Raw genomic sequence first — 12,194 nt, 5'->3', positions numbered from 1 at the left:
CTCAATTGACAAGTTTAATAGCATTCTGCATTGAATTGTTTCGACTTACAATCAGTTTTTTCATAATACTGCCATATATAGGTTCACTTTCTTCGATAGTCAGACCGGCACAACGGATATTGTCCAAAGTTCTGCGATTAATATTTGCTCCCCAGAGTCTCACCGTCAGTGGATTCAGCAGATCCATAATCACTCCTGCGACTTTGTTCTCGCTGCGCATATGTTCCAGCATCAGAATCTTCCCGTCAGGCCTGCACACCCGGCCCAGCTCCCTAAGACCTTTGATCGGATCAGGAACGGAGCAGAACACGCATGTGGACACAATGAAGTCAAATATCTGATCAGAAAATTGAAGATCCTGAGCATCCATTTCTATCAGACGGATATGATTCTCCGTATGCAGCTGGTACAGTTTTTTCCGGGCCTGATTGAGCATGCCCTTGCTGAAATCAATGCCGGTCACCTCAGCACCGGCAGGATAAAAAGGCAGGTTGGCCCCTGTTCCAACACCGACCTCAAGTACTTTTCCTTGGACGGACGAGAGGAGTCCCTGACGCCAAGAATCTTTGATCATCCGATCCATCATGTTGTAAATTCCTGATACCCGGTCATACCTTTTTTCAATCGTTCGGGTCCGATCGCTCATTGAGATAGAACCTCCTAAACATTCCTTTTTTATATCATAGCGTAAAGAGTCATAAAGTCATAATGATTCAGCAAGGAGAAAAGAGGCAGGATTTGTCGGCAAAAAGTTGTTCACAGAATGTTCACATATAAAATTCTGAATGCTATAATGAATGCGCTTACAATAGTTCTTGATTTAATACAATATTTTTGATCTCATTCAGAAAAGAGGTTTTTGAAACATGCACTGGGTACAGAACTACAATCCTCTTGGGAACATGCTGCTCTCGTTTCTCATAGCCTGTGTGCCGATTGCTTTTTTCTTCTGGGCTCTGGCAATTAAAAAGATGAAAGGGCATCTGGCCGGTTCACTCACCGTACTCATTGCCGTCCTTGAAGCGATTCTAGTATACAGAATGCCTGTCGTTCCGGCTATCTCAGCAACCATTTACGGGGCTTTTCAAGGACTCTGGCCAATCGGCTGGATCATTGTGACTGCTGTCTTTCTATACAAGCTTACGGTGGCTTCCGGCCATTTCGAACTGATTCGGGATTCCATTGCCTCCGTGACTGAGGACAGAAGGCTGCAGGCGCTGCTGATCGCTTTTTCATTCGGAGCCTTCCTGGAGGGTACCGCCGGATACGGAACACCGGTCGCAATTGCCGGAGGCTTGCTGGCCGGTCTCGGATTCAATCCATTTTACGCGGCGGGACTCTGCCTGATAGCGAATACCGCTCCAGTTGCTTTCGGAGGTGTCGGCATACCGATTTTGACCTCAGCGCAGGTTACGGGAATTGACGTTCATTCGCTGAGCCAGATGGTCGGACGCCAAGTCCCTTTTTTATCCATATTTGTCCCGTTTTGGCTGGTGTTCATTATTGCCGGGTGGAAAAAAACAATCGAAGTTTTGCCGGCAATCCTTGTCTGCGGGTTCTCCTTTGCGATTACGCAATATTTTACTTCGAATTATCTCGGCCCCGAACTTCCGGATATTGCTTCCGCAATCGTCAGTCTCATCGCTTTGACAGCCTTTCTTAAAGTTTGGAAGCCGAGAACGGTCTTCCGTTTCAAAGAAGAAAAACCAATCTTTCCACTTGCGGGAGGCGCCCTCACCGAACAGGCGGTGGCCCTGGAGAATAAAGCACAACATCCGACCGGAAAAATCATTCAGGCATGGGCCCCGTTTGCCGTCCTTGTCGTTGTGATCGGTCTTTGGGGCGGGTCGGATGTTGTAAAAAATATGCTCAGCAAACTAACTGTGCTAATCCCCATACCTGGGTTGAACGGGGTGGTCGAGAAAGCACAGCCGATTGTCAATCAGCTGACCCCTTATGACGCGGTTTATAAGTTTGATTTGCTCGCTGCAACCGGCAGTTCGATTATGGTCGCCTGTATCATCAGCAAATTCATTCTTCAGCTGACCTGGAAGCAATGGTTTCAGACTCTCGGTGAGACGCTTAAATCTCTGATTTTTCCTCTGACTATGATCGCTTCCGTGCTTGGATTCGCGTATATCGACAATTATTCCGGCATGAGTGCGACGCTTGGCCTCGGGCTCGCGTCAACCGGCGCTGCCTTCCCCTTCGTCGCTCCGATCATCGGTTGGCTTGGTGTGTTTCTCACCGGATCCGACACGTCATCAAATGCACTTTTTTCAAATTTGCAGAAGATCACCGGCCATCAGATCGGCGTCGATCCAACCTTGCTCGTAGCCGCCAACTCGTCAGGCGGTGTCGCTGCGAAGATGATCTCGCCGCAGTCGATCGCCGTAGCGACAGCTGCAACCGGACAGGTCGGAAAAGAGGGGAGCCTGTTCCTGTTCACAATCAAGCACAGCTTGTTTTTTCTCGCCATCGTTGGCGTGATCACGCTGTTGCAGGCTTATGTCTTCCAGTGGATGATTCCTTGAATTCTGATGGGATGCATGGCGAAGAGGGGAGATCGGGTAACATTATTTTGTAAAAGGGAATTAAGTGATCAGCAGAAACGCCATTCAAACAGCGGCGTTTCTTCTTGTTTTGATCTTTCTCCAGCTCTTTTTCTAAATGCGTCCACAAGTAATAGGTAACCTAAAACAAGACGGGTACGGACGAAGCAAATTTTTTTTATTTATTGAGGAAAATAAAGCAGTCAAAACATGATGATAAGCGTTGGAATGAGTAGAATAATATATTTTTTAGTATGCCTTTCTACACCCGCTTTGATAAAGAATAATTTCTTCATTTTACATCAAATGGGTACCCTATTATGTTAGTGCCTCATAAACTTGCCGACAAATAGCGAGCATTTACAACACTTTCGTGAACCGTTCATAATACTGCCTTTGGGACTCCGCAATTCTGCTGTCAGTGATCAGGGCATCAATATTTTTCAGATTATAAAAAGTGTACAGCGCACTGATCTCCAGCTTTGAATAATCCGAGACAATATAGCGTTGCTCCGCGTTATTTAAGACTAGCTGGTTGCCCTGGCCCTCATCCTCATAAGTCGTTGTGACGTTAATACCGGTGATTCCGTTCGTTCCAATGAATGCCTTTGCGACTTTAATGTGACTGATCATTTCATTTGAAAATACACCATAGAAAGTGTCTGTGCTGTGCCGGTACCTGCCTCCAATGAGTATCGTTGAACGGAAGTTGAGACCTTGGAGGCGATTAAAGAGAGAAAGCGAGTTTGTGATAATGGTGAGATCAATAGACGGTAGAATATCAACAATATATTCGATAGTTGTACCGCTTCCGAGAAAAACGATATCATTCTCCTTGATTAACCCCACGCATTTTCTCGCAATTTCCTTCTTTTCATCCGTGTGGATTTTTGTTTTCTTTTCGTGGCTGATCACTGTATAGGAGGAAAAGCCGGATTTTTTTGCGCCGCCATGAACACGCACGAGCTGGCCATCATCTTCCAGTTCCTTCAGATCACGTCTGATTGTCATCTCGGTGACCCTGAGATCTTTGGCAAGCTGAACGACTTCCACGACTTTTGCGGCATCCAGCATTGAGAGTATAGCTTCCTGACGCTTTGTTTTTAACATGATTGTTCAATCCTTCCTGTTGAATCAGACATTTGATCGATTACTTGCATAAGAGAAAAATTGCAAAATAATTGTATATGAAAGCGTTGACAATATTATTATACATGATTATTATAAACATAATAGAACATTATAAAACACATGTAAACAATATCGAGGTGTTTTTTTTGATCATTACAATCACATTAAATCCTTCCGTTGACATGAATTATCAACTGAAAGCACTCAAAATCAATGAGGTGAATCGAAGCGGCAATCCCATTCTGACAGCAGGAGGCAAGGGGCTGAATGTTACCCGTGTCATCCATCAGAATCGCGAACCGGTCATTGCAACCGGTTTTCTCGGTGGCCTGACCGGAACTTTCATCAGGCAGCAGCTGGATCAGCAGGGCGTTAAACATCGCTTTGTGCCGATCAGGCAGAGTACCCGTCACTGCCTCGCACTAATGCATGAAGGGAATCAGACAGAAGTGTTGGAAAACGGTCCGGAAATTTCACCTGATGAAAAATCTGCCTTTTTTCAAAACTATGAAAAATTATTGGAACTGGGAGATGTAGTTACCGCTTCAGGCAGTATCCCAAGAGGGTTAGGAACAGAATTTTATCGCCAATTGATCGAACTGGCTAATAAATGTGGGAAAAAATTCATCCTTGATTCAAGCGGAGAAGCACTGAAAACCGGAATCAAGGCAAAGCCCTTTCTGATTAAGCCCAATCAGTATGAGATTGAAGCCCTGATCGGAAGGACCATTGATTCTGAAAAGGAACTGGTTGAGGCTATAAAGGAATTAACAGCAGAAGGTCCTGAAAATATTGTTGTTTCGCTGGGAAGCAAAGGGGCTTTGGCTTTCCTTAACAAGACATTTTATCGAGTCCATGCAGCAAAAATTGAGGCCGTCAGCGCGGTGGGATCAGGCGACTCAATGATTGCCGGCCTGGCTCTGGGCACGGCCCGAGGATACAGCGCTGAGAAAACTCTTGCTCTTGGAAGCACATTTGGAACTTTGAATGCCTTAGAATCAGCGACAGGAGTAATTAACACGGAGCGGATTGACGCGTTTTTGAAAAAGGTTTCAGTCAGCCGTTTGGAAGAAAAGGATTATCAGGTGAACCGTTAGAAGGATGCAAGTATAAAAATGGAGTCGGACGAAAATGCCCGGCTTTTTTTAGTATGTCTGCTATTTCCTACATCGTTTAGCTTAATCCGCGTTCCTTGCACAGAAGACGGAATTGCATAATGATTGGTGCGTTATTCACTCTTTGTCAGGAGTTATTCGTTTCATGTCCAAGGCTATATATGCGAAACGTAACGATATGCCGATACAAACGTATATCGTTTACGCACTCGATATGCACGATCCCGGAAGTTAAGCACTCAAAATTAGAAGTGATACTTCTAGCAAATGGAGCTGTTCCCGATTTGAGGGTGCGCAGCACGTCTTCACTATGCGACCATTACATTTAAGGAATGAAAAGGCATATAGATATTTAAAACTAAATGAAAACCGGGACAAAATAATCAGGCATTTGTCCCGGCTTTCTTTAGATATTGATTTGTTCGCAGGCGCAATCAGCTGTTCGCTTTGGCCTCTGCATAAGCCTGATTCCGTTTCTTCATCTGGAAAGCGTACCAGATGAAGAGCAGAATATAACCGGCAATCGCAAGCAGGGCATAGACGATGTACATACCGGCCTGAGATGTTGCATGGCCAACCAGGTAGGCCAGAAATTTTTCAATCGGGCCTTCCATAGTAGTCTGTGAGATCATCTGACCCTTTGGAACGCCGCTTGGGAACGCGCCGACTAATTTAGCCGTATGCGTAACAAACGGTGCGGCCAGCGTGCCAGCCCAGAGGAAGATCGGCAGTTCCAAAGCTCCGATAACGATCATGCGGATAATCTTGCCGCGAGTGACCACCAGCAGTGCAGGCGTGACACCCATGGCAATGATGCCTCCAAGCGGAAGCAGATGGTTGCCAGGCAATATCAGTGCTTCACCAAGCATAATCGGTGCAAGAACATTGGCAGCCGCCCAGATTTCCGCGCGACCCGCAAGGAATGGCCAGTCAAGTCCGATGTTAAATTTGCGTCCTTTCAGATATTTCGTAGCCACATTGGAGATACCCTGAGAGAGGGGTTCCACTGCTTTAATGAACCAATTCCCAATTTGTGAGAAGAGTTCCAGGCAAGTGCCTGCAGTAAACGCCAGAACGAAAATGGCTTTCATATCTTGATGGGACATTAAACCAATGAATACGCCAAGATAAATGCCAATGGAGAAGTTGCTGCCCCAGAAGCCAATTTTCTTGTTCAGTTTTGCAGCGTCAAAATCAAATTTATCGAGCCAAGGGAAAATGACATCAAATATTTTATTTAAAACCATGATGGCAGGATTCATCATGTAGTTCATATGAGTGGTGGTCATTGGGTTATTGTCATTATGCAGCAGGTCATTAAACGTCGGTTTCATCAGATCAGAGTTGATGATTTTCATGACACCGATCATGAGAACCAGCAAAGTCGCGATGAACAGGTTGGCACCAGAGAAAATGCACAGCAATCCGACAAAAGCGGAATGCCAGACATCAAAAATATCAACATCAAGCGTATTCGTCCGGTGCAGAAAAATCATCACAATATTGAGACAGACAAGGATTAGAAGAAAGAACAAGGTGTATGGAGAGCCCCATGTAATCGTTGCCAAAGGAGCCCAACCTACGTCAGTGATACTCAGCTGAATACCGGTCGACTTAACGAAGCCGGTCAAAGCAGTTGAGAAGGCGGCAGTCAGCAAGCCGATTACTGCTGAAATACCGGTCAGGGCGATTGCCAGCCGAATGCCGCCTTCCAGAGCCTTCGTAAATTTCACACGGAATAAAAGTGCAATGACTGTTAAAACAATCAGCATGACGGGAGCAGCACCCAGTGCAATGATTGGATTAAAAATGCTGTTTGCAAAATGAATAATTGAACCCATGAATCTTCACCCCTGTTTAGTTTTAGCACACTTTAAGCTGTTTACTTTTTATTCAATCCTTTAATTGTCTCTTCCATTTGATCATATACAGGCTGAGCCATCACCGGAATCCGGTAAAGGATCGGCCCGCAGTCAACTGTCGGAATAGCGACCTCAAAACCAAGATCCGGTTTTACGATTGGTGCGAAGATGTCGAATTTCGAAACCATTTCCTCCGTCACATCCTTGATCATGACCGCTTCACAGCTCACGTCAAAGCCCCGATTTTTCATTTCTTCTTCTAGAGCATCCTTGATCTGATGACTTGAATTCACTCCGGCGCCACAAGCAGTTAAAATTTTAATCATTATAAATTCCTCCCTGATTTTAATAAATTAAGCGCATACAACATTGGCATATTGTTTTAAAACATCATAAACTTCTTTTTGATTTTGAGCTTTCCCGAGCTTCTCAAGGAAATGATCACTCTTAAAGAGATCCATCAGATTCGCCAGAATATTCGTCTGGGCCGACGGATCATTATTCAGAATTGCAAACAGGTATTGGACCGGCAGATTCTGTTTTGGATTGATCATATTATAGAAGTCAATCGGTTGATTCAGTCTGATAACGATCACCTTGCGGCTCTTGCAGTATTTCGGTTCGGTATGCGGGATCGCTATATTTGGGCCACCAGCGAACACAGGCTGCATGTCAAGAGCGGTAGGATACTGTGTTTCACGGATATAAACGGCTTCAGAAAAGGATTCCGTAACATCGTCGCGCTTTACCAGTGCAACACCCAACTGATCAAACAGTTCCTGTTGATTAAGAGCAGACAGAGAATAAATGTCATTGTAATTAAAGTCTATCTGAATAGTCATTTTCAAACCTCCTTGGTTCTAATATGTTCATTTATGTTCCTTTTTACATGTTTACTGTAAATCTTATTGTAAGCGTTGTCAACATATTTATTGATAAAAAAATTATCGCTTTTTGATATCAATTTATCTTTTAATATATCAATTATTAGCGGTGTATATGACTATGCAGCTTTTATCTGAAGGAATAGATATCTTTTTATATCTGGCGATATCATGTTAGAAAATGGATGAAATATTTTATGATTGTAAGCGTTGACACAATGGATATATGGTGATACATTGAACGTGTAAACATTAACAAACATTTTAAAACATCAATGCGTATTTATGGTTTCTATCATAAGGGGGTAAGTTCGGTGAAAGTCATTATTGGAGCGGACAAAGACGGTGTTCAGGCAAAGGATGAACTGGTCAGAGACTTGAGAGAAGAAGGCTATGAAATTCTTGATCTATCAAAAGAAGGACAGGATTTTGTAGATGTTGCCATTGCGGTAGCAAAAGAAACATTAAAGGAAACGAACAACGGCGAGGATAAAAGTGCAACCGCGCCGCGCGGCATCGTGATTGATAGGTGGGGAACCGATGCATTTATGGCCGCAAACAAACTGAAGTATGTCATTGCCGCCAATGTGTCCGATGAACATTCAGCACGAATGACGCGCCGCCATAACGGCGCGCTGCTAATCACACTTGGCACAGCGGTTGTCGGGCCTGAGCTTCTGAAGAGCTGTGCTAAAGCATATCTGGAGGCGCCGTTTGACGGCGGACGCCATATGGTCCGTATTGATATGGTAAATAAAATGGCTTGATCGTCTGCACAAACTATTATTGAAGAACTGAGAAGAACTGAAGGAGTGAAGAAAAATGGCAAAAGCAGTCATTTCAATTGGCAATGATCACATTGTAACAGACATTAAAGAACGGGTTACGGAACATTTGAAAGAAGAAGGCTATGAAGTCATCGATAATGGCACGTATGACAAGCTGCGGACGCATTACCCGATTTACGGCAAGAAAACGGCGGAAAGGGTTGTCAATGGAGAAGCCAAACTGGGCGTTGTCCTGTGCGGAACCGGGGTCGGCATCAGCTCGTCGGCTGATAAAGTTCCCGGTGCCCGTGTTGCTCTGGTCCGCGATGTCGCGGAAGCAGAATATGCACGCAAGACCCTGAACGCCAATGTTGTCGCGGTGGGCGGCCACATTACAGGGGTCGATCTAATTAAAGCAATTGTCGACAAATTCCTGACAACTGAATATGAAAAGACTCCCGAACACGATGCACTGATTAAGAAAATTGATGCGCTCGAAGGACCGAAACCGGAACAGACCGGTAATGAACACTTCTTTGATGAATTTGAAAAGAAATGGGAAGAGGGCTACTATCACGATTGAATTCTGTCGAAGAAAAAGCAGCATCGGGTCGCATTGATATTAAGAATCATGTTTACGGAATGAGGAGGTACGATACATGCCGAAAGTAATTTCAAACAGCCTAAAGATTGTCTTTCTCGGAGCCTGTCTCGTCTTCATTTTCTGGGGCATTCAGGAATTTGTCCAGTCCGGCAACGTCTATTCGGTATTTGGCTGGTGTTATCTGATGCTCGGGACAGTTGCGCCGTCGGTTGTCCTGCTCGGACACAGCGAGCGTCGCAAAGAAGGAAAATACCTGTCCGGCCGGACTCGGATACGTCTTGAAGGATTGGTACTGATCGGCATGATTATTCTTGCCGCCGGGGTGACTGCCCCGGTCGGACTAGTAAGCCAGCTGATCCTGAGCCTCATCGGTTTCCTGATGGCCGTGCCTTCCTCATTCGTGTATCTGTACCTGTCCCCACCAAAATCTTCAACAGTCGGCAGTGTTAAAAAATGAATCACAGAAAAAAGACGACCCTTGAACCTCCAAAAGAAAAGGATTGTCTTTTTTTAGTTCTCTTTTAGTTCTCATTGAAGCAAGAAAAATTTTTACTCTTAGCAGCTATATCTGCTGCTCTCCATCGTTTTTATAAGCTATGTAAAACCAGAGCCATATGTTTTGTGATAGAAAAAAAGGAATGACTGCATATCAGAAACAAGGTGGGGAGCAAACGATCCAACACCTTATCTTTTTCGGCCTTCCTTGAATAAAGCCTGAAAATTCTTCTGACCTGGCCGCACTTTGGACAGTGTTTTCATCACATCCGTCCAGGCCCCCTGATGATTGCCTCCTAAATCAGAAAAGATTGTCTTCATTTGTTCGCGCTGAACATGGCTTAACTCGCTTTCCAGCAGTTTTCCTTTTTCAGTCAGATACAATTGCTTATAGCGTTTATCATAGTCGGCTTGAACCATTGTGATCAGCCCTTTTTCGTACAATTGGCGGAGTGGAGCGTTCAGCGCCTGTTTCGATACTTCGATAATCGAGAGCAGATCATTTACCGTGATACCTGGAATGCGGGCGATAAAAAACAAGACGCGGTGATGCACGCGCTGAATCCCGTATTTTTCAATCATCTTATCGGGCTTTTCAGTAAAAGTCCGATAAGCGAAGTAGAATAACATTAAAACTTCATTCAGTTTTTGTTCTTCCTCATTCAAAACCGTTCGACTCCCTTCTTTATGGAACAGTAGTATAACACAAAGCGTGAACGTCTTCCTTGTTTTTTTTAAATAGGTCAAGTCAATTGACCTATTTAAATTTTTAAGGTACACTACTCTTATAGGTCAATGAGGTTGACCTAATTGATTGGGCTGTGTGAAGCTATTTATTAATCAAAGTGAGGCGGATTTAAACGATGAGCGAATCTTATACGATCGGAAGATATCTCATTGACAGACTTGCGGAACTTGGCATTCGCGATATTTTCGGTGTGCCCGGTGATTACAATCTTTCTTTTCTGGACCAGATTATCGAGCATCCGGCGGTTAAATGGGTTGGAAATTGCAACGAATTGAACGCGGCCTATGCGGCGGATGGCTATGCACGTATTCATGGTATTTCTGCGCTTGTGACAACTTTTGGTGTCGGCGAGCTCAGTGCGATTAACGGCATCGCCGGCTCGCGTGCCGAACAGGTGCCGGTTGTCAAAATCACGGGTTCACCGACAACTAGGGTAGCAGAAGAGGGCCGCTTGGTACATCACACGCTGGGTGACGGTGAATTTAATCACTTTTCCAAAATGTATAAGGAAGTCACGGTTGCACAGACCACACTGACTCAGGAGAACGCGGTTGAAGAAATTGATCGTGTATTGAGAGCGTGCTGGACTGAGAAAGCTCCAGTCTATATTAACCTGCCGGTTGATATTCACGGATTGCCGGCAACGCTCCCTTCCGAGCCGCTGCTCAAGGAAGAGCCCGCTGCTTCTGAAGCCACCGTCAGCCAGATGCTTGAGACATTAGCTCCTGTTATCGAACAGGCAAAATCGCCTGTCATTCTGGCAGACTATCAGGTCAATCGGTTCCACGCTGAAGAAGAATTGGCCCGTTTTGCGGAACAGACAGGATTCCCCGTTGCGACACTAAGCATGGGCAAAGGTGTTTTCAATGAAGAACATCCTCAGTTCATCGGTGTCTACAGTGGCAAAACAAGTCCGGAGTATCTTAGAAAACGGATCGATGAAGCGGACTGCATCATCAGCGTTGGCGTTCGACTCACTGACTCGATCACGAGCGGATTCTCTCAGGGATTCAAGGAACATGCAGTCATTCATATCAATCCTGATGATGTCCGCTATCAAGGCCATACTTTTTCAGGCATTTCGATGGCTGAAGCCATGAACCATCTCGCCGGAAAAGTTTCAAAGAGAGAACTGGAATCTCTGAACATCATTCCACTTGCCGGCCAGCAGAAGGAAGATTCATTTTACGTGCATGCCGACCATTTGCTGACTCAGAAGCGGTTCTGGGAAATGATGCAGCTCTTTATCCAGAAAAATGATGTGGTGATCGCCGATCAGGGGACGTCATTCTTTGGCGCCCAAACCGTGCCATTGAAAGAAAAAGTCACCTATGTCGGCCAGCCTTTGTGGGGATCGATTGGTTATACGCTGCCGGCCTTGCTTGGCACGCAGCTTGCCGACCCATCAAGACGCGATATCCTGCTGATCGGTGACGGAGCTTTTCAGCTCACATTCCAGGAAATCTCGACGATGATGCGTGAAAATCTTCACCCGATCATTTTTGTCATGAACAACGATGGCTACACGGTCGAGCGATCGATTCACGGTCCGAACCAGCCCTACAATGATATTAAAATGTGGAATTACGAGGATATTCCCGCAGTACTTGGCGGAAATAAAAATTTCAAGAGTTATAAAACAACAACGGAGGGCGAACTCGCGGATGCGCTCAAAGATATGATTGCCCATCCCGATGCCCTGAGATTTGTTGAAGTTGTAATGGAGAAAATGGATATGCCTGAATTGCTAACCGTTCTTGGCAAAGTATTTGCTGCTCAGAACGATTGAGCTTAACAAGACATTAGAAACTGCGAAGCCCTCGGCGCCTGCATGGTGCTGAGGGCTTTTACTAATGGGACGATTTAATTTACAAACTGCTGTACGGCCTCGGGTTGAAGGACCTTGAACTTTTTGAAATAACTTCATGGACATTGAATAAAGATTGAGAGAGGGGAATTTTTTATTTTCCTCGTCATTTGCTATCCTCATTTTCAATCATGGGGTTTAGCAACCGAATCATTAGATGTAACCGTCG

The 12,194-nt window shown here is 45.0% G+C and carries 12 protein-coding genes; 6 read left to right on the top strand and 6 right to left on the bottom strand.

What is annotated here, in order from left to right:
* Position 1 precedes the first annotated feature (1 nt).
* Entirely contained in the window at positions 2–646 is a 645-nt protein-coding gene (locus COP04_RS10935; protein ID WP_100488052.1) for a class I SAM-dependent methyltransferase, read from the bottom strand.
* 220 nt (positions 647–866) lie between these two features.
* Between COP04_RS10935 and COP04_RS10930 the strand changes: the two genes are divergently transcribed.
* The gene (locus COP04_RS10930) at positions 867–2,534 is read left to right on the top strand and encodes an L-lactate permease (protein ID WP_100488051.1); all 1,668 of its coding nucleotides are present in this window, start codon (positions 867–869) and stop codon (positions 2,532–2,534) included.
* Between the two features lie 378 nt (positions 2,535–2,912).
* On the opposite strand, the gene COP04_RS10925 is transcribed toward COP04_RS10930, so the two are convergent.
* Positions 2,913–3,662, bottom strand: a complete 750-nt coding sequence (locus tag COP04_RS10925) for a DeoR/GlpR family DNA-binding transcription regulator (RefSeq protein ID WP_100488050.1) — start codon at positions 3,660–3,662, stop codon at positions 2,913–2,915.
* 167 nt (positions 3,663–3,829) lie between these two features.
* Here COP04_RS10925 and pfkB point away from each other — a divergent pair, with 167 nt between their 5' ends.
* Positions 3,830–4,780 carry a 1-phosphofructokinase gene (gene pfkB, locus COP04_RS10920; RefSeq protein ID WP_100489642.1) on the top strand — a complete coding sequence of 317 codons (951 nt, stop codon included), beginning with the start codon at positions 3,830–3,832 and terminating at the stop codon, positions 4,778–4,780.
* Between the two features lie 452 nt (positions 4,781–5,232).
* Here the strand turns inward: pfkB and COP04_RS10915 are convergent, their stop codons facing one another.
* Genes COP04_RS10915 through COP04_RS10905 form a run of 3 tightly spaced genes read right to left on the bottom strand, consistent with a single transcriptional unit; the run spans position 5,233 to position 7,502 of the window.
* Positions 5,233–6,639 (bottom strand): PTS transporter subunit IIC, encoded by a 1,407-nt coding sequence (locus COP04_RS10915; protein WP_100488049.1) that lies wholly within the window; start codon positions 6,637–6,639, stop codon positions 5,233–5,235.
* A gap of 41 nt (positions 6,640–6,680) precedes the next feature.
* Complete coding sequence (locus COP04_RS10910) at positions 6,681–6,986, bottom strand: PTS sugar transporter subunit IIB (protein ID WP_100488048.1); 306 nt, start codon at positions 6,984–6,986, stop codon at positions 6,681–6,683.
* 27 nt (positions 6,987–7,013) lie between these two features.
* Positions 7,014–7,502, bottom strand: coding sequence for a PTS sugar transporter subunit IIA (locus tag COP04_RS10905; protein ID WP_100488047.1), 489 nt, complete (start codon positions 7,500–7,502; stop codon positions 7,014–7,016).
* A 356-nt stretch (positions 7,503–7,858) separates the two neighbouring features.
* Here COP04_RS10905 and COP04_RS10900 point away from each other — a divergent pair, with 356 nt between their 5' ends.
* The 3 genes from COP04_RS10900 (at position 7,859) to COP04_RS10890 (ending at position 9,372) form a co-directional block, all read left to right on the top strand.
* A complete protein-coding gene (locus tag COP04_RS10900; protein WP_100488046.1) occupies positions 7,859–8,311 on the top strand; it encodes an RpiB/LacA/LacB family sugar-phosphate isomerase in 453 nt (150 codons plus the stop codon).
* Between the two features lie 55 nt (positions 8,312–8,366).
* Positions 8,367–8,894: a galactose-6-phosphate isomerase subunit LacB gene (lacB, locus tag COP04_RS10895; protein WP_100488045.1), complete on the top strand. Its 528-nt coding sequence runs from the start codon at positions 8,367–8,369 to the stop codon at positions 8,892–8,894.
* Positions 8,895–8,970: 76 nt separating this feature from the next.
* Positions 8,971–9,372: a hypothetical protein gene (locus COP04_RS10890; protein ID WP_100488044.1), complete on the top strand. Its 402-nt coding sequence runs from the start codon at positions 8,971–8,973 to the stop codon at positions 9,370–9,372.
* A gap of 227 nt (positions 9,373–9,599) precedes the next feature.
* Here the strand turns inward: COP04_RS10890 and COP04_RS10885 are convergent, their stop codons facing one another.
* A complete protein-coding gene (locus COP04_RS10885; RefSeq protein WP_100489641.1) occupies positions 9,600–10,040 on the bottom strand; it encodes a MarR family winged helix-turn-helix transcriptional regulator in 441 nt (146 codons plus the stop codon).
* A 233-nt stretch (positions 10,041–10,273) separates the two neighbouring features.
* Here COP04_RS10885 and COP04_RS10880 point away from each other — a divergent pair, with 233 nt between their 5' ends.
* Positions 10,274–11,947, top strand: coding sequence for an alpha-keto acid decarboxylase family protein (locus COP04_RS10880; RefSeq protein ID WP_100488043.1), 1,674 nt, complete (start codon positions 10,274–10,276; stop codon positions 11,945–11,947).
* The last annotated feature ends 247 nt before the right edge of the window (positions 11,948–12,194 follow it).

This window comes from Sporolactobacillus pectinivorans (assembly GCF_002802965.1).
Classification (GTDB): Bacteria; Bacillota; Bacilli; order Bacillales; family Sporolactobacillaceae; genus Sporolactobacillus; species Sporolactobacillus pectinivorans.
Note: the sequence above shows the minus strand (reverse complement) of the source record. Positions and strands in the feature narration are given on the sequence as shown.